The 18,372-nt window shown below is 46.0% G+C and carries 19 protein-coding genes; 10 read left to right on the top strand and 9 right to left on the bottom strand.

Translation table 11 applies throughout. The annotated features are described in order from the left end of the window. Positions 1-30 precede the first annotated feature (30 nt). The 3 genes from QUB51_RS14830 to QUB51_RS14820 all read left to right on the top strand — a co-directional run bounded on the left by QUB51_RS14830 (position 31) and on the right by QUB51_RS14820 (position 3,458). Positions 31-786 (top strand): Uma2 family endonuclease, encoded by a 756-nt coding sequence (locus QUB51_RS14830; protein ID WP_333056678.1) that lies wholly within the window; start codon positions 31-33, stop codon positions 784-786. Positions 787-918: 132 nt separating this feature from the next. Next, positions 919-2,235, top strand: coding sequence for a homoserine dehydrogenase (locus QUB51_RS14825; RefSeq protein WP_333208217.1), 1,317 nt, complete (start codon positions 919-921; stop codon positions 2,233-2,235). A 371-nt stretch (positions 2,236-2,606) separates the two neighbouring features. Then, positions 2,607-3,458, top strand: a complete 852-nt coding sequence (locus tag QUB51_RS14820; RefSeq protein ID WP_333260362.1) for a hypothetical protein — start codon at positions 2,607-2,609, stop codon at positions 3,456-3,458. A 17-nt stretch (positions 3,459-3,475) separates the two neighbouring features. Here QUB51_RS14820 and QUB51_RS14815 read toward each other — a convergent pair whose 3' ends face one another. Next, the gene (locus tag QUB51_RS14815; protein WP_333056682.1) at positions 3,476-3,601 is read right to left on the bottom strand and encodes a hypothetical protein; all 126 of its coding nucleotides are present in this window, start codon (positions 3,599-3,601) and stop codon (positions 3,476-3,478) included. Positions 3,602-3,630: 29 nt separating this feature from the next. Further along, the gene (locus tag QUB51_RS14810) at positions 3,631-4,515 is read right to left on the bottom strand and encodes a PhzF family phenazine biosynthesis protein (protein WP_333260365.1); all 885 of its coding nucleotides are present in this window, start codon (positions 4,513-4,515) and stop codon (positions 3,631-3,633) included. A gap of 92 nt (positions 4,516-4,607) precedes the next feature. Here QUB51_RS14810 and QUB51_RS14805 point away from each other — a divergent pair, with 92 nt between their 5' ends. Beyond that, a complete protein-coding gene (locus QUB51_RS14805; RefSeq protein WP_333160085.1) occupies positions 4,608-5,162 on the top strand; it encodes a Uma2 family endonuclease in 555 nt (184 codons plus the stop codon). A gap of 86 nt (positions 5,163-5,248) precedes the next feature. Here QUB51_RS14805 and trpE read toward each other — a convergent pair whose 3' ends face one another. The 7 genes from trpE to QUB51_RS14770 form a co-directional block, all read right to left on the bottom strand. After that, positions 5,249-6,796: an anthranilate synthase component I gene (gene trpE / locus QUB51_RS14800; protein ID WP_333260368.1), complete on the bottom strand. Its 1,548-nt coding sequence runs from the start codon at positions 6,794-6,796 to the stop codon at positions 5,249-5,251. Between the two features lie 146 nt (positions 6,797-6,942). After that, entirely contained in the window at positions 6,943-7,803 is an 861-nt protein-coding gene (locus QUB51_RS14795) for a GNAT family N-acetyltransferase (protein ID WP_333054696.1), read from the bottom strand. Positions 7,804-7,976: 173 nt separating this feature from the next. Then, positions 7,977-8,402: a photosystem I reaction center subunit II PsaD gene (locus QUB51_RS14790; protein ID WP_333054697.1), complete on the bottom strand. Its 426-nt coding sequence runs from the start codon at positions 8,400-8,402 to the stop codon at positions 7,977-7,979. A gap of 299 nt (positions 8,403-8,701) precedes the next feature. Next, entirely contained in the window at positions 8,702-9,202 is a 501-nt protein-coding gene (locus QUB51_RS14785) for a peptidoglycan-binding protein (RefSeq protein WP_333208219.1), read from the bottom strand. 876 nt (positions 9,203-10,078) lie between these two features. Next, complete coding sequence (locus QUB51_RS14780; protein ID WP_333208220.1) at positions 10,079-12,070, bottom strand: DICT sensory domain-containing protein; 1,992 nt, start codon at positions 12,068-12,070, stop codon at positions 10,079-10,081. 473 nt (positions 12,071-12,543) lie between these two features. Then, on the bottom strand, positions 12,544-12,855 hold the full coding sequence (locus QUB51_RS14775; RefSeq protein ID WP_333054700.1) for a DUF2973 domain-containing protein: 312 nt from the start codon (positions 12,853-12,855) through the stop codon (positions 12,544-12,546). Between the two features lie 158 nt (positions 12,856-13,013). Further along, positions 13,014-13,343 (bottom strand): DUF2605 domain-containing protein, encoded by a 330-nt coding sequence (locus QUB51_RS14770; protein ID WP_333054702.1) that lies wholly within the window; start codon positions 13,341-13,343, stop codon positions 13,014-13,016. Between the two features lie 396 nt (positions 13,344-13,739). Between QUB51_RS14770 and QUB51_RS14765 the strand changes: the two genes are divergently transcribed. The 6 genes from QUB51_RS14765 to QUB51_RS14740 all read left to right on the top strand — a co-directional run bounded on the left by QUB51_RS14765 (position 13,740) and on the right by QUB51_RS14740 (position 18,347). Further along, a complete protein-coding gene (locus tag QUB51_RS14765; protein ID WP_333260371.1) occupies positions 13,740-13,889 on the top strand; it encodes a hypothetical protein in 150 nt (49 codons plus the stop codon). Next, positions 13,882-15,711, top strand: a complete 1,830-nt coding sequence (thrS, locus tag QUB51_RS14760) for a threonine--tRNA ligase (RefSeq protein WP_333260374.1) — start codon at positions 13,882-13,884, stop codon at positions 15,709-15,711. Before QUB51_RS14765 ends, thrS begins: the two co-directional genes overlap by 8 nt. Positions 15,712-15,828: 117 nt before the next feature. Next, positions 15,829-16,626, top strand: a complete 798-nt coding sequence (locus QUB51_RS14755) for a DUF4058 family protein (RefSeq protein WP_333260377.1) — start codon at positions 15,829-15,831, stop codon at positions 16,624-16,626. 89 nt (positions 16,627-16,715) lie between these two features. Further along, positions 16,716-16,934, top strand: coding sequence for a DUF3285 domain-containing protein (locus QUB51_RS14750; RefSeq protein WP_333054708.1), 219 nt, complete (start codon positions 16,716-16,718; stop codon positions 16,932-16,934). Positions 16,935-17,139: 205 nt separating this feature from the next. Then, the gene (gene ybeY / locus QUB51_RS14745) at positions 17,140-17,676 is read left to right on the top strand and encodes an rRNA maturation RNase YbeY (RefSeq protein WP_333054709.1); all 537 of its coding nucleotides are present in this window, start codon (positions 17,140-17,142) and stop codon (positions 17,674-17,676) included. 161 nt (positions 17,677-17,837) lie between these two features. After that, positions 17,838-18,347 carry a diacylglycerol kinase family protein gene (locus tag QUB51_RS14740; RefSeq protein WP_333054711.1) on the top strand — a complete coding sequence of 170 codons (510 nt, stop codon included), beginning with the start codon at positions 17,838-17,840 and terminating at the stop codon, positions 18,345-18,347. Positions 18,348-18,372 lie beyond the last annotated feature (25 nt).

The following is an 18,372-nucleotide window of genomic DNA, read 5'->3' as shown; positions in this document are numbered from 1 at the left end:
TAAGCTCACCGAGAAAGGGAGATCGCTGACATGACCCTAATTTCTACCCAACAACTGACCTTTAAAGAGTATCTGGACTACCAGGGAGAATCAGGTGTTTGTTATGAATTATATCGGGGCAATCTGATTGAAAGGCCAACACCTACAGCAATACATATCAAAATTTGTGAATTTTTAGTTTATCAGTTCCGGCGCTTCTTTGCAGCACACAACCTCCCGCTAGTTGCAATTGTCACTACCGCAGTCCGAACTGAGGAAAACTCTTCTCGCGTTCCTGATGTTGTGATTTGCACTCAGAGTCTGTGGGAACAAGTCTGTACCCAACCTGGTTCCGCAGTCTTGGACTTTGAAGAAAAACCGCTGTTAGTTATCGAAGTTACCAGTCAAAATTGGCGGGACGACTACATTCGCAAACGGGCAGAATATGACTTAATTGATATCCCTGAATATTGGATTGTAGACCCCAATTTACTAAAAATACGAGTGTGTAGCCGTCCAGAAAATGAAGGCAGTTATTCTCACCAGGAATTTTTGCCGGGACAGCAAGTTCAGTCTGTACAGTTCGCTGAATTTATTTTATCGGTTAATCAAGTGCTATCTCCGCCGCTAGTAGAAGATTTAATTCGAGAAGAAGAAGCACAGCGACAGCAGCTAGAACAGCAAAATCAGGAACTAGAACAGCAAAATCAGCAGCTAGAACAGCAAGTTAATGCAGAACGCCAGCGGGCCGAAAGATTGGCCCAGCGACTCCGAGAAATGGGGGTAGACATGGATTCAGAACTGTGAATTGTCATCTCAAATTAGATCCCCGACTTATTAAAGAAGTCGGGGATCTGGATATTGAGCTTACTTAAATGACAAATTGCTTGATTAGCATACAATGATTGTAGGTTAATTGAGTTTCTACGGGTCAAAGTCGTGGCTTTCAAAATTGGTTTGTTAGGTTTGGGTACAGTTGGCGCGGGAACAGCAGAGATTTTGCTCTCCCCAGATGGCCGCCATCCGCTGTTGCAGGAATTGGAAATTTATCGGGTGGGAGTGCGCGATATTTCTCGAACTCGGTCTTTACAATTGCCAGAAAATGTGCTGACAACTGACCTAGAAGCGATCGCAACTGACCCGGAAATTGATATTGTAGTAGAATTGATTGGCGGATTGGAACCGGCGCGATCGCTCATTTTACAGGCTATTGCCAGCGGCAAGCACGTCGTCACTGCCAACAAAGCAGTTATCGCCCGCTACGGGAATGAAATCTTCGAGGCCGCCAACAAAAAAGGCGTTTACGTAATGCTAGAAGCTGCTGTCGGCGGCGGCATTCCAGTCATTCAAAGCCTCAAACAATCTTTAGGTGCAAACCGCATTAAAAGTGTCACCGGCATCGTCAACGGCACAACTAATTACATCCTGACGCGGATGCAAACAGAAGGCGCAGACTTTGCCGAAGTGCTCGCCGACGCTCAGCAATTAGGTTATGCTGAAGCTGACCCCACAGCAGATGTAGATGGATTAGATGCTGCCGATAAAATTGCTATTTTAGCCTCGCTAGCTTTTGGCGGACGCATCAAATTAGCAGATGTTCATTGCGAAGGTATCAGAAAAGTTAGTGCGGCTGATATTGACTACGCCGACAAGCTGGGATTTGTGATTAAATTGTTGGCTATTGCTCGAGAAACCTCCCGCTACAATGGCAAGCAAGCGGAGGGAGAAAGCGAACTGCTGTCAATTCGAGTGCATCCGAGTTTTGTGCCGAAAACTCATCCGCTGGCGAGTGTTAACGGGGTTTACAATGCAATTTTAGTCGAAGGAGAGCCGATCGGGCAATTGATGCTGTACGGGCGCGGCGCCGGTGCGGGCCCCACAGCTAGCGCAGTAGTATCAGACATCATGAATGTCGCGGCTATCCTGAAAACCGAAACTGTTCCGATTCCCCATCCTTTGCTGAGTTGCAGTCACCAACACTACTGCAAAATTGCTCCGATGCAGGAACTTGTTACTCGCTTTTACGCCCGTTTTCTGACGGGCGATACTCCGGGGGTAATTGGCCAACTCGGCACTTGTTTCGGCAACCACAAAGTTAGTTTGGAATCAGTTGTGCAGACGGGAATTCACGGCGATTTAGCAGAAATTGTCGTCGTGACTCACGATGTTAGGGAAGGGAATTTTCAACAAGCACTCGATGAAATTCGCGCGATGGAAGCAGTCGATAGTATTGCTAGCACGTTGCGAGTTTTGTAAAAGTGATTTGCTAGGGGCGGGTTTTACATAGAATATTTGCTAAGAATTGATAATCTATAAAACCCGCCCGAACCGAACCAGATATCATCATGTACCGGGTGCTTGTAGGGGGGGGTTTTACAAACAATAATTCCCTGAAACAAACAATCTCAAAAACCCACCCGAACCCAACCATAAATCATCATGTACATTTTCCGATGTGATGCAAATTTCGGGTTGACGTAGGTTATCGGTGGTGGGGGGCGGGTTTATCTAGATTGTCCGTAATCGTTAGATTTGGTTGGTGAACCCGCCCCTACCAAATCTGGGTAAAGGTATTTTGCAAAAATACCGGGTTTTCCCCCCACAATCAGTTAGAAATGAGATTTGGGATGAAAATAACAAAATCAGATTTTGTCGATCGCCAAACGGGAAGGCATTTGCTAGATTCCCTGTATGAAAAGTTTGCTAAACCCCAACTGCACGATACTTTTAAACCCAATAATCCTTCAATTTACATTCGGCACGGGGAAGGGCAAGTTATTGATGGAAATTATATCATAGAAAAAGTGTTTGAAGACTCTCGGACGGGTTTTTATGCTGAAAGTCGCGTTCCCATTTCTGGCAATAACCCACCTGTTTTAGTGATTCGCGGCTACGGTTCTTGGTATCCTTTCGATCGCGTTTTGGAAGATACGCCAGATGTATTTATAGCCAAACTAGAACGCCAGTTAAAATCGGCGCAAACTGTGGGTGCTATTGATTGGATAAAGCAGCAATTTCACAGCGGAAATCCGCCGGATGTCATCGGAGAAAGTTTGGGCGGCAAAGTTGCTCAGCAAATAGCAGCAAAATACCCGGATTATATTAGATCCACTGTAATTTTTAATTCTTTGGGCGTTTCGGAAAAGTTAGCTAAAACTTCCACGGCTAACAATGTTTTTCACTACTTTACTTTAGGCGAAAGGTATGCTTTCTGGGCAAATGAAGGTGATTACATACCGGGAACGATTTTTGTGATTTCCCAAAAGGGTAACAACTGTTGTTATAAAATCGAAGAGGCGATCGTCCGAATGGCGCGTTTTGAAGGCAAGTTTCTCAAAAGGCGCGCGATTGTGGCAATATTGGCTCAGTTGCTGTTGCTAAACAGACACAATGCGATCGTCCTCAACAAACGGCGGCCAGTAGTCGTTGAGATCGATCGCACTCAATTGCAAGTTTTCCGAAAAAAGCGCTTTGTTTAAACTCAGACAGAATGGCTTCAGGCCGCAGATGGCTGGTTTTCCCGCGCTGCGACTGCAGGAAGCAGACAAAGTGCTGCGATCGCTATTAGCAAAATTGTAACATCTCGATCGCCAAACAAGCATCTAAATCTAGCTGCGTGCATCTGCGGTTAATAATTCTCTGTTAAAAATTCTACACAAATTCTCCCTTAGCAACCATCACCACCTTACCGCCCACCAAAACTGCTATTTCCCCTTCATTTTGGGCGGCTTGTAACAACAGCAAAGAAGGTCGATCGATTTCATAACCCTGCTCAACTCTGACATCAATCTTTGCTGACCCATAATAAGCGTATTCTACCAAATATCCAGCCAAACAGCCGTTAGCGCTGCCAGTCGCCGGATCTTCAGGAATCCCTAATGAATGGGCAAAAACTCGCACGCTTAAATCATTAATGTCGCTGTAAGTTTCTGGGCAAAATATCAAAATTTCTTTCGCTGACATTGTATCAACTAGCTCAAAATATTTATCTAAGTTGACCTGAGCTTTTTTGAGCGAAGCGAGAGTTTTTAATGGGACAATTATAAACGGCACTCCGGTCGAAACTTCTTGAATTGGGAAGTTGGAATCAATTTCATCTGGTTCTAAATTCAGGACATTTGCCAGACTTTCGGCTGATAAAACTTGACCAAAACTAGGCGGGTTTTGTCGCATCCACAAAATCTCTGCCGATTCATTTTGATAATTAAAAGTAACGGGAATTTGACCGACGGCTAGATTGAGAATTACTCGATCGACCTTTTCGCGAATAATCTCTTGCTGCAACACAAACGCAGTCCCCAAAGTCGGATGACCGGCAAAGGGCAATTCCTTCTTGGGCGTGAATATCCGCACGTCATAGCCGCCATCTCGCGGATCGGGCGATCGAATAAACGTAGTTTCTGAATAATTGATTTCCCTCGCTATCAGCAGCATTTGGGCCTCAGATAGTTCGGCAACTTCAGCACCGCAAAATACAGCTAGCTGGTTGCCAGCATATTTTGACTCCGCAAACACGTCAACTATATAAAAATTCATAATTATGCCTTTAGTAAAAGTCAATAACTGATATTTTACATCGATCGCAAGACAGCCGTTAAAATAACAATAAAAACATAGGAGTAATCGCCGTGAGCGTCACGACTGTAAAATGGACGGTTGCAGACTACCACCGCATCATTGCAGCCGGCATTCTGGAAGGGCGAAACGTTGAATTAATAGGTGGAGAAATAATTGAAATGGCTCCCGAAGGAGAATCTCATGCTTACTCTAGCGATGAGGCTGGAGAGTACCTAATTTATTTGCTGGGTGATCGGGCTAAAATCCGCCAAGGTAAACCGATTATCTTGCCACCAAGCAACTCCGAGCCACAACCCGATATCGCTGTAATTCAACGTTTGGGACAAGATTACCGAGAACATCATCCCTATCCAGAAAACATCTTTTGGCTGATAGAATACTCGGATCATACTCTGAGCAAAGACTTGGGAATCAAGAGCAAGATTTATGCGGAAGCCGACATTTCTGAGTATTGGGTTGTCAATTTGCGAACTAGGGAATTAATAGTATTTCGAGAGCCTACCAATGAAGGATATCAATCGAGACAAACTCTGACTCAGGGTAATATTAATCCGCTGGCATTTCCTGATGTTGCAGTTTTGGTCGCTCGAATATTAGGGGCTTAGGTAAATTGGACAATAATGCAATAATTACTGCTGTTTTCTTGTTACCAGGCTCTGCCTGGTAACACAGATCCAGAGGCTCCGCCTCACTATTTCAAACAGCGAATTGCCTCTAACATTCCCCTGGCTTTATTCAGCGTTTCTTCGTACTCCATATCCGGGTTAGAATCTGCCACCAAACCAGCACCTGCTTGCACAGAAACCGAATGTTTGTCACCACCTAAAGAACGAACAACCATAGTCCGAATCGCGATCGCACTATTCAATTGTCCCTCAAAATCATAATACCCGTAAACCCCAGAATACGGCCCCCGGCGACAACCTTCCAACTCGTGCACAATCTCCATCGCCCGAATCTTCGGAGCACCGCTAACCGTACCCGCAGGAAAACCAGCTTTCAACAAATCCCAAGCTGTCTTATCCTCAGCCAATTCTCCCACCACATTGCTCACAATGTGCATGACGTGAGAATAACGCTCAATTTCCATTAATTCGTCAACTTTTACAGTACCGTTTCGGCAAACTCTTCCTAAATCGTTCCTGCCCAAATCAACTAACATGACGTGTTCCGCAATTTCCTTGGGATCTTGCAGCAATTCAGAAGCCAAAGCATCATCTTCTTGAGGAGTTTTACCCCGGCGGCGAGTGCCGGCAATCGGTCGCAAAGTTGCAATCTTTTTGCCATCAGCAGTGTTTTCCGCCTTCACCATAATTTCGGGACTCGAACCGATAATCTGCCAATCTCCGAAATGAAAATAAGCCATGTAAGGAGAAGGATTTATGAGACGCAAAGAGCGGTAAAGTGCAAAAGAATCGCCACTGTATTCAGCCTCTAGTCGCTGCGAAATAACTACTTGAAAAATATCTCCGGCTTTGATATAATCCTTCGCTTTTAAGACATTGGCACAATACTTTTCACGGGTAATATTGCTAGTGTAAGCCAATTCTGTATTTCCGGTTGTGGAACGGGAATCTTGCCCGTTATTGGGAGGAGTCCATTCTATAAGAGTAGATTGCCGGGAAAGCGGCGATTGCAGCTTCTGAACTAACTTGCCAACGCGATCGCACGCTTGCTGATAAGCATCGGCCAAATCAACGCCAACCTCCCGCAAATCCGCATAGGCGACGACCCAAATTTTCCGCTTCACCTGGTCGAAAATCAGCAAATTATCAACCTGCATCCACAACCCATCCGGCAAATCATTCTCGCTGGCTGGATGCACGGGAACTCGCGGTTCTATCCACTTAATTAACTCGTAACCCCAAAAACCAAATAACCCGCCAATTCCCGGCGGTAACTGCGGCAATTTGACCGGTTGATAAGACTCCAAACATTCAGTTAAAGCCGCAAACGGATCGCCTGTAAATACTTTTTCGGAACCGTCGCGGTAAACTTGAGTTGTGCGAGATCCCTTAGCCTCCAAAATCCACAACGGATCGCACCCTAAGAAACTATAACGCCCAAGTTTTTCCCCACCTTCCACTGACTCCAGCAGAAAACTGTAAGGTTGACCCGCACAAACCCGATACCACGCAGACACCGGCGTATCCAAATCAGCAACCCATTCTTGATACACGGGTACAAAATTGCCTTGTTTCGCCAGTTCCGAAAATTGTGAGAAATCGGGGAATATCATATATATCAGAAGGAAGAAGGAAGTTCGGCAACGGATTATGTAACGGATGTAACGGATGTAAAGGATAGAAGGAAGAAGAAAGAAAGAAGAAGGAAAATGCAATCCTGGCAATAATTTCAGCGATTAAAAGCGTCCTAACCGTCTTGTCAATAAACAAAAGACGGAAAGCAACAGCCATGAGGCTGCTGGTACTCGCCAACCGCCATCACCGCCATCGGCTTGAGGGCGCGCAGCCCCTCTTGCAAACACCAGCGAAACAAACTTGCGTAACGCATCGGCAAGTGGAAAGAAACCTGTGCTTCGGAACTGTACGCGGCCGCCCCCAAGAGCAAAGCCTGCATATCCGCCTCAGTTTCTGCGACGCTGTGGCTCAAAGCCGACACCGCACAAGTATAAGCCACAATCCGACCTTGTTTGCAAGCAACGAAGGGAGAAAAGAAATTCACGGCGTCTTCAATCTCCGAAATTCGATCGCACCTGTATAATTTCTTGCACAAAGCGGCACATTCACCAACATCCTCACTAGCCATCGGGCGCACCTCAAACCCATGGGGCGGCTGGCTGCGAAACTTCCCTTCCATTAACACGAAAGCTTCCTTCACCTCAAAACCCAAAGAAGCGTACAGCGACAGCGCAGCCAGATTAAAAGATTCCTGAACCAAACGGATGCCCACAGCGTCCTGTCCCCGTTCCAGCAAAGCTTTCATGATTTCCCGTCCCGCGCCGCGGCCTTGAAAAGTTCGATCGACACTGACGGGCCCGATACCGCGAATCGGGTTGCGTTCGTCCATAAACCCGCAGCCGACAACCGCACCCTCACTCTCGGCTACTATGCCAAAAAACAACGGACTTTCGATCCGAAGACCAATAATTTCAGTTGAAAACTCCAGCGTCGGAAAATCTGTAGGGAATTGATGGCGATCGGAAATACATTTAAAAGCTTCATAATTAATGCGGGCGCAAACATCGATATCCTGATGAGTTGCTCGCCTGATTACCAGATTCATGGTTAATGTAATTATTAATTTTTATTAAATTTTAATCGCATTTGAAGTTTGCAGTGGCGATTGGGCGATAAAGAAAAAGCTTCTGCCGTCCAAGCGCTACTACAAACTATAAAATGCAAGCTGAGCTTTTCAGGACATACTACCCGAAAATAGCTCAGCAATTCGCTCAAAACCTAAACTTCGTAGGTTTTTTTACCAGTGAACTTGACCTTAATCGGATTGGGATTGCTGCCAATATTGCGGTCAATCTTACCGTTGTAGGGACGACCTTCGTTCACCTTCTCAGGGAACACGCCATCTTTGGGATGCAGGTACTCAGTAGAACCGTCGGGAAACACGCGGTAAATTTTGTAGTTCGAGATTTTGAATTTAGCCCGCAGTTGCTGGCCGCCCAAAGCGATGCACTGCTCCTTCCGGGGCAGATACAGCAGGTTGTCACCTTGACGCATGATTGCAGCGCCGCCTGTAGGCATTTCAAACACCTGTTCCTTGGGGCTAGTCCAAGTGATCGCGTACTTCTCTTCAACTAGCGCCTTGGTCAGCAAGCCGCCGGTGCTGCCGCCGAAAAGAGGGGGTTGTCCAGTGAGTTCTTCTGCCATAAACATATCCAAAGGATTTTTACGGCATCGTATCATCATGAGGCGACACCGCTGTCGAAATTGTAAGGAAAGTTAACAGTTTTTTGCCGATCGATCTCTTCTGATAATTGATAATTAGTAATTAATAATTGATAATTGGTAATTTCCACCCAAATTATAAAACAAAATTAGGCAGCACGAATTCCGAAAAAACAATCCCAAAAAAATAGCAATTATTCTGGTGCTTGTGGGGCACCCGAATAATCGCATATTCTCCCAATTTATCCCCACAGACGATCGAACAATTTACCGCCTCAACCCTAAGTCAAGAACCAATTAGGGTCATAGCCGCGCGGGATTTGGCTCAAAGCAGTCCAAGTTTCTTGATTGACAATCCCGTCGGCCTCAATCCCAAAGCTTTTTTGAAATGCGCGAACAGCTTTATCCGTCAAAGTAGCAAAGTCGCCGTCAACTTTACCGCCATAATGCTGGGAAGTTTTGAGAACTTCCTGAACAGTAGCGACTGCTTCCCCATAACTGCCGAATTTTAGTATCGGCATATTAACTGGAGCTCCAGTATAAAGCGCCTGCCAAGTCAGCGGCCCGACAATGCCGTCCGGCGACAAGAAAACCCGAAACTGAAACAGTTTCACAGAAAACTCAACTGCTTTGTTAAAAATTCCTTTAGCAGGATGCCGATAAAGTTGCAACTTGGTTAGCAGTTGTTCGAGTTCCAATACCGCTTTACCTTGAGAACCTAATTGTAGCTGCGGCTTTTTGGCCATAGGTTGAGTAGATTTCATCTGGATTGTAGGTGACATAATCGATTTTTCTAACCTCTAGGTTTGAGTATTCTTCTGGAAAAAAACTTTTTCCGGGCGAAACATTTGCATTCAAAAAATTTCACGAATCAACACTGGCGTCGGCAGTGCCTCAACAGATTCGAGCTACTTTTACCATCTCGCGACTTGTGAACAGGAGAGTTATACCATTTTAGATTTTAGATTTTATATTTTAGATTTGGCATGACTGATTACTATGGGGGTTTGCAGCTTACCTACAGTTTGATTCTTATTGTAAACTGGTATTAATTTTGGGCAGCATCCCTAGGTATTCCGTCGCCAAACCGGGTTTAAGACGGCAAGCGCATCCTGAATCTGTTTTGATACTTTCGATATTAAAGGTGAACACCGCGTGGTCACATCTCCTTTAAGGCTGATCTCACAGGGTGAGGATTGAGGCCGATCTCCTTGACCTTTGCATCAGAATTATTCATCTCTCTCTTCTCTTTCTCTGCGAGCTCTGCGTTCTCTGTGGTTAAATCCTTCCGATGCCATCGGCATTAATATTAGTCGTTAAGTCCGACAGGGGTTGAAACAAGAGCCTCATAGCTCAAGTCGTCTCAAGACGACTGTAGATTAGTATTTGATATCAAGTCCGGCGTAAATAGCCCCTCATATCAAATTTGTTAGCAGCAGATTTGATATCATGCCAGCGCAGCCGGATTTGATATCACTCGATCGCTACTTGCGCGCTCAGACGCCCACCAACCCGGTTTTTTACAGTATATTCCATGTAAATTTAGTACGGAGAAACCGGGTTTCGAGCAACAGAATCAGTAATCATGCGAGAACTGTAAAGAAACCCGGTTTCTGGGGTATACCTCATAAACCTTGAATACGCTGTATCAATTTAGTCTAAACAATCGGAATAGTAAAGTGAAATTCACTTCCTCGGTCTTTTCCTGCGGAATCTACCCAAATTTTACCGCCCCAGCCGGCAACAATCTGTTTGCAAATTGCCAATCCCAAACCGGTACCGCCGGCGCTGCGGCGCAAAGCTCCTTCTTCTTGATAAAATCGATCGAACACTACTTTTAAACTGTTCGCCTCGATTCCCCTCCCCGTATCGGCTACGAGCACTTCCACCATCCGAGAACCGTTGCATTTCGCTCTTATGGTGACGCTTCCTTGAGGTGTGGTGAATTTGCAAGCGTTGTCTAGCAGTTTGGAGAGCACCTCCACCAACCACTCTCCGTCAGCTTGCACTAAAGGCAATTCTGCGGACACTTCGGCGATAATTTCCGGTAACTGTCGATCGAGTCCGCCCCCCGATCGCACGCTGCTAAGGGCTAAATCCACGCATTCTTGCAGCGTCAGCGATTCTACATTCCATTGGACTCGCCCGCTTTCTAAGTGAGAAAGAGTTAAGAAATCCTGCACGAGTTTCCGCATTCTATCGGCATCACCAAGGGCAGTTTCTAACATGATTTGCCGCAATTCTGGGGGCATATCTGGTTCGGAGTTCAAACTTTCCAAACACACTTGAATCGTAGAAAGTGGGGTGCGGAGTTCGTGTCCGGTGATGGCAATTAGATTGCTGCGAGTGCGGTCTAATGCTTCTAATTGTTGGTTGAGTTCTTCTAAATGAGCGTAGGTTTCTGCTTGAATTAAGGCTGCTCCAAGTTGGGTGGCGATCGCCTCTACTAAAGCAATTTCGTCTTCTTCCCAAGCCAAAGTCGAGCGGCACTGGTGCATTTCCACCATGCCCAAAACCCGCCCCTGATAAAGCACTGGCACCATTAACCAAGAGACAATTTGCCAATTTTTTACAATTTTTTCCAGGAATTTTGTATTGACAATCAGTGGGTGTTGTGCTGTGTCTTGGATGTAAACTCGCTCTTGCCGCGCCACCGCGTCGCTCCATATTTGATTTTCCTGCAACAGCCAAGTCTGATCCAGCATGGAACTAGCGCCCGGCCCCAAAAACTCGCGATCGATTTTGACCGCCACATCTGTTGCCTTGCACCGATAAATCAAACATCGGCTTGCCGAGAGGGCAGTGCCGAGTTCTTGGACTGCGACTTCGACGATTTCTTGCGGGTTGAGAGACTGCCGCATTGCCGTGGTAATTAAGTTTACCAGGCGTTCTTTGCGTTCCTGAGCGGCGATCGCGCTGTATGCTTTGAGCAGTTTGTGCTGGCCTGCTTGCAAGTAGGTTACTAAGCGTTCGGTAAAAGCATCGCTCAATTTTGGATTGGGAATTTTTGAGTTTTTTCTCGTACTTATTTCGGGTTTGGCGGCTTTGGAAGTGGCGGATTTCCTCGTTTTTTTCGGTGTTTTGAGTTTGTAAGTCGTTCGCGCTCGATCGATCTTTTCTGCCAATTCCGGGCGATATTTGACAATTCTATCGAGCAACAATGCGGCCGCTTTGGAGCTTACCTCGCGATCGAACGTCCAAATTCCTTCAAATCTGCGAGCTTGATCCATCAACAGTGGCCCGCGATCGTCCTGGTTGTCGATCGGCACAATTTTTTCTTGACAAATCAGGCAAGTTGAGTAGTGTTGCCCCAGTACCACTAAATGCCACTCTTTACTCAATCCGTCCTCCGGTTCAAACGCCACAGTTTCGTGACACTCCGAGGAATTTTTAAAGTCAGTTTCCGGTGCAGCCAGCACGTATACCTGAGAGGAGCGTGAGGCAATTCGCCGGTAGCGGTGAGCTTCCTGGCGGTAGAAGCGCTCTCGCTGAAAGCTGGCAATGACTAGCGGTTCGTCGTCGGAACCCGCCAAAACTAAGTCTTCCATCGCGTGAGACAAGGCTGTCATGGAAGATTTGAAATAAATTTGTGCCCGCAGTTGGGGCAAAGCTTGCAGAAGTTCTGCCAGTAGCGAAATAGGGACGATCATCTAGCCTTAAACGTGCATTTTTGCCGATGACAAAACAGGATCGATAGGAGGTTTAGAGCGCTCCTTCTTCAGTATCTGATAGATTTACAGCACTTGGTAAGTAAAGTACAAAAAAATTGGTTTCGCTCTCCTGGGGTACCCCGGTGTTCGCCCAAATTCGCTCCGCCGTGCCCGCCCCGATTCCTAGTTTCCCTGTACTTGAGTGTCAAACTATCCTCGCTCTCTTGGATATCAGTGCCATAATTATCGCTTTTTGGCGATCGATCTTGTTAATCGGTAATTAAACTTTAAAAAAGCGCAAATAATTAGCCATTAGTTAAAAACTAACGACCAATTATTTTGACGACTGATCCCAAGAAACCCGGTTTTTACCCACCATCTATGAATAAACCGGGCTTCGGACACCTAGCGTGTAAGTCCTATATTTTTTTGAGGCATCGCGCCTAAGTATAAATGCTGCGGCTGTGGTTGTATCAGGCTAGTTCGCCCCCTTCGTCGCTGCCGCCCGGAGATGATTTGTAGAGAGCATCTAATTGTTCGCGGGCGTCTTGGACAGTCAGCGAACGCATCACTAAAAGCGGCTCATTGACTATGTTTCCGTATTCATCTAAAAGTTCTGGATGCGGTACCGGTTGAGAGCGAGGATAGGATGGGTAGGGATTATTTGCCCTGAACTGTTGAGGGCGCTGGGACTCCATACCAACGGTGACTAGACTGCGGATTAAGTTACCGACCGCCAGAAAGGCAAGAACGGTAAAAGCTAAAATATAAAGCAGGTGCAACATTATCTTCTCCTCCGGGCTAAACAGCCACACAGCAATTTACAAAAGTGTTTCAGCAAGTAATAACTTATTAACTGGAAATCTGTTTGAGGTTGTCAAGTGGGCCGCCACATTTCCCAAGGTTGGGGATTTGACTGCAAATTTAACTTGAACTCGCTTCCTTATTTTCCAGGGGGAGCTGACTGCCATGAGCGAAAGCGTGCCGATACTTGCCAGCATTCGGCGAGCAGTCTGTGCCACGGCATCAGTGCTGCTGTTTCAATCCCAACTTGACCTCCGGTTGCTTGAAATAGAGCTTTAGCTGCGCCTACTTCTTGCTGAGCCTGTTTGACTCGCGCCAGCAAGTCAGATTGATCTTCGTCGCCCAGAAAGGGAATTTCCTCAGTTTCTAAGAGCTTTGCCGATCGATCGAACCAGTAATTGAAATCCTCTAACAGCGGTTCCAGTAACGCTTTGAGCAATTCTGGCTCGGGCAAGTTGGAATTAAGCATGGATCAAAATTGGGTTATTTATCTATTATAGTCTTAGACGGTCTTTACAAATTGTAACATATTTCTAACAAAAATTTAATAATTTAACAACAATTAGCAGGTGGGTGTGAATAAATTAAACTATGCCAGCAGCGATTTTTGAGTCGAAATCCCCAAATTCTGCCAAATTAGGAATGAGAATTAAATAACTTGCATTTTTTGTAGGTTGGGTTGAGGAACGAAACCCAACGCTACGCGGGAATTGTTGGGTTTCGTTCCTCAACCCAACCTACGGAAGTTATTTAATTCGCGATCCTTAGTTCGCGAGCTCACGGTTGCTGAGAAAACAGGTTTTTTCATAGCAAGACGGGTGACAGCCCACCAAAATAGTAAAAAATCCGGTTTCTGAGAGTCGCAGTGCGGGACGCACTAAACGTTGCCACCATCAGGGCTGTTGCTGTAATTTCCCGGAGTGTCCCCCAGTCGGAAGTCGGCGCTTGCTGTCCCAATCTGAGTAAGATAGAAGCAACTGCAACTAAATTAATTGCTAATTCAGCCGATGTCTAGCTCAGAATCCATGTCCGCTCCAGAAGAGTCCGTTAAGATTGAGTTGCCCCGCACGAGTGAGTCGGAGGCACTAAAAAAAATTCGCCACACCACCTCCCACGTTATGGCGATGGCGGTGCAGAAGTTATTTCCCAAGGCGCAAGTGACCATTGGCCCTTGGATTGAAAACGGTTTCTATTATGACTTTGACACTCCCGAACCTTTTACGGAACAGGATTTAAAAGCCATTAAAAAAGAGATGATCAAAATCATCAACCGTAAATTGCCTGTAATTCGGGAAGAAGTCAGCCGCGAGGAAGCGGAACGCAGAATTAAGGAGATTAATGAACCTTACAAATTAGAAATTTTAGAAGGGTTGATCGAACCGATTACTCTTTACCATTTGGGCGAGGAATGGTGGGATTTGTGCGCCGGGCCTCACTTGGATAATACCAGTGAGTTGAATCCAAAGGCGATCGAGCTAGAAAGCCTAGCAGGCGCTTACTGGCGCGGCGACGAAACCAAAGCTCAGTTACAGCGCATTTACGGCACTGCTTGGGAAACTCCCGAACAATTAGCAGCATACAAACACCGCAAAGAAGAAGCCCTCAGACGCGATCACCGCAAACTTGGCAAAGAATTAGGCTTATTTATCTTTGCCGATGCAGTTGGGCCAGGTTTACCTTTGTGGACGCCGAAAGGCACTGTTTTGAGAAGTATTTTAGAAGATTACTTGAAACAAGAACAAATCAAGCGCGGCTATTTGCAAGTGGTGACTCCGCACATCGCTAGAGTCGATTTGTTCAAAATTTCTGGACACTGGCAGAAATACAAAGAAGATATGTTTCCGCTGATGGCGGAGGATGAGGAAGCGGCAGCAAACGAACAGGGTTTTGTGATGAAACCCATGAATTGCCCTTTTCACATTCAAATTTACAAAAGTGAATTACGTTCCTATCGAGAATTGCCGATGCGCTTAGCGGAATTCGGCACAGTTTACCGCTACGAACAATCGGGAGAATTGGGCGGTTTAACGCGGGTGCGCGGCTTTACGGTGGATGATTCCCACTTATTTGTCACGCCGGAACAGTTGGATGCTGAATTCTTGAATGTGGTGGATTTGATTCTGTCAGTCTTCAAGAGTCTGCAACTGAAAAACTTTAAGGCGCGTTTGAGTTTCCGCGATCCGAACAATTTAGAGAAATACATCGGTTCCGATGAAGCTTGGGAAAAGGCTCAAGGTGCAATCCGCCGCGCGGTGGAAACTTTGGGAATGAATTATTTTGAGGGAATTGGGGAAGCGGCTTTTTACGGGCCGAAACTCGATTTCATTTTCCAAGATGTCTTGGATAGAGAATGGCAATTAGGAACTGTTCAGGTAGATTACAATTTGCCCGAACGTTTTGATTTGGAATACGTTGCTGAAGACGGCATTCGCAAGCGTCCGGTGATGATTCACCGCGCTCCTTTCGGTTCTTTGGAACGTTTGATCGGGATTTTGATCGAGCAGTATGCGGGGGATTTTCCGCTGTGGTTGGCGCCAATTCAGGTGCGATTGTTGCCTGTCAGCGCGGAGTTTTTGCCGTTTGCGAAGGAAGTGGCGGCGAAGATGAAGGCGTTAAATATTCGCGCTGAAGCTGATGAGGATAGCGAGCGTTTGGGCAAGTTGATTCGCAATGCTGAGAAGGATAAAATTCCGGTGATGGGTGTTGTGGGTGCGAAGGAAGTTGAGGCGAATAGTTTGAATATTCGGACGCGGGCTTCTGGGGAGTTGGGGGCGATTTCGGTTGATGAAGTGATTGGAAGGTTGCAGGCTGCTATTAGCAGTTACGGCGATTTTTAGGGAATTTTAATCGCAGATGCACGCGGATTAACGCAGATGATAGTTTGATATTGTCTGCGTTTTTCTAATCGATCGGCTAAAATCATATAATTAGGTAAATTAACAGGAGTTAAATTAATGGCTAATCCGTTTCCAGGGATGAATCCTTATTTAGAAAGTCCTGAATTGTGGCGTTCGGTTCATAATAGGTTAATAGTGGCGATCGCAGATTTGCTGACTCCGCAACTGCTACCTAAATATTTAGTAGATATCGAACAAAGAATTTATCAAATCAGCGGCGAAGATGCTTTACTAATTGGAATTCCCGATGTTACGATACAGCGCTCACCAACTCCAGCAACCGAGACTACTTCTAATGTCGCCCTTGCTGCTCCGCCAGCCCAATCTTTGAAGGTGAGAATACCTTTACCGATGGAAGTAAAAGAAAGTTATTTGCAGATCGTCGAAACCGAAAATAAAAAGGTAGTGACGGTGATTGAAGTGCTTTCACCAACAAACAAGCGCCCCGGAAAAGGGCGAGAAATGTATGAAGAAAAACGAGAAAAGGTGTTTGGTATTCGCACTCATCTGGTTGAGATTGACTTGCTGCGAAGTTACCAACCCATGTTAGTTTTTGGTAACGATATTGAGGCAAGTTATCGAATTTTAGTGAGTCGCGGAAATCAAAGGCCTTTGGCGGATTTGTACCTTTTCAATTTACCCGATATGATTCCTCAGTTTCCCTTGCCTTTGCGCGCGGGTGATGCGGAACCAATTGTAGATTTACAAGCGTTATTAAATGGGGTTTACGATCGCGCCGCCTATGACTTTAGAATAGATTACACCGTCGCACCCGTACCTGCGCTTTCAGAATCAGATGCTGTTTGGGCGGATGCTTTGTTGTCCGAAACCAGCCTCCGACAATCTGAAACCTAAAAAATCCTACACAAAACGTTACATATTTGTTAACATCGGGACGAGCCTGTCCTCAACAGTCCCTCTCTTAACCTTCTAAACTAACCGTTATGAGTCAACATCCCTCAGCAATTCCCGCCTCCGAAGAGTCCGCCGAAACCCCGACAGCGCCGACAAGCACTTCACCTCCACCGAGTTATGTCAAGCTGGCGATGCGGAACATGGTTCGCAAGCGGGCGACTTCTTTGTTTCATTTTGCCTTGACAGCCGCCGGACTTTTAGGCGTACTCGTGGGTTTGGCTTTTCTCGATCGCTATTTCAATTCTTAATCGAGGATTCCAACAATCAGCCTCTAATTTCTGCTGATGTTTTTGATATTTCTTAATCTGGAGTTAAGCTGATTGTTCTGCCTGACTGTTGCAATCTCTAACAGATTACTGTATCTTGCCAGCAACAGCAAAATCCCCTGCCGTTCGATCGCGCCATTGGAATTTGTAAAAAATTGAATATATCCCTTGACAGGAGAGCAAAAAAATGTTAATAGAGGTGAACGTCGAGGACTGTTACGGGCTCGCCCAGCAGTCAGCCGACGCTTCCAACCTCCCTGAGAGTGCAGCCAGCGGGGAGATTGCAGCCGAAACCTGGGAAAATTGGTTTAGCGTTTGGCTGGAAAACCAGGGGGCGGATGTGCCAGTGGCCCCAGGCTACGAAGTCAGTCTGCGTTTAACCGCCGATAGGGAGATGCAAGCCCTCAACCTCCAGTACCGCCAGCTCGATCGACCGACGGATGTACTAGCTTTCGCAGCTTTAGAGGTAGACTGTCCTCAGCTAGAGGAAATGCAGTCATCTGAACCCCTATACTTGGGTGATATCGTCATCTCGATCGATACAGCTAACCGACAAGCCCAGCAGCAAGGACATCCCCTGAAGACCGAACTAGCTTGGCTGGCAGCCCACGGTTTTCTGCATCTTTTGGGCTGGGATCACCCGGATGAAGAAAGTCTGACTCAAATGCTCGATCGACAAGAAATATTGCTGCGGGCGATCGGTCTTGCGATCCAAACAGCATAACTGAAGTTGATGGTTACTTAACAAAGTATGTCAAGCCCAATATAAATTTCTGAAATTAAACCAAAACTTTAGTAAAAACTTAGAAAAGTTACCTAGACTTGATGAAGTTAATTTCAAAAGTTTAGCTTTCATTCATCTCTGTAAATTAAAGTTGGTTCTTTATGACACTAGATAGACCCTCAATTTCATCACAAATCGCACAGTTTCTGCCCATGCCTCAAGACTCTTCTAGCCAGACAGTCCAGGAGCCTAAAAAAGCCTTGAAATACAACCGAGAGCTGTCCTGGAAAATCGCATCTAGCTTAGCTACGAGTTTTAGATACGCTTGGGGGGGTCTGAGTTATGCTTTTGAAACTCAGCGCAATTTTCGGATTCACACTGTTATTGGCACTTTGGCGATCGGACTCGGCCTATTTTTGCAACTGAAACCTGTAGAAATATCTGTGATCGGCGTCACCATTGGCATAGTTTTAGCCATGGAACTGTTGAATACGGCGATCGAATCGGTGGTAGACTTGACAGTCGGGCAATCTTACCACGAACTAGCCAAAATTGCCAAAGACTGCGGTGCCGGAGCAGTTCTGGTATCGGCAATGGCTGCGATCATCGTCGGTACTGCACTTCTGCTGCCTCCTTTGTGGGCAGTCGTTCAAATTGCGATCGGCAGTTAGTAAATTATTGGCCTCAGCAAATTTT

This window comes from Microcoleus sp. AT8-A3, assembly GCF_036705675.1.
Taxonomy (GTDB): domain Bacteria; phylum Cyanobacteriota; class Cyanobacteriia; order Cyanobacteriales; family Microcoleaceae; genus Microcoleus.
This window is presented reverse-complemented; position numbering and strand designations above follow the sequence as displayed.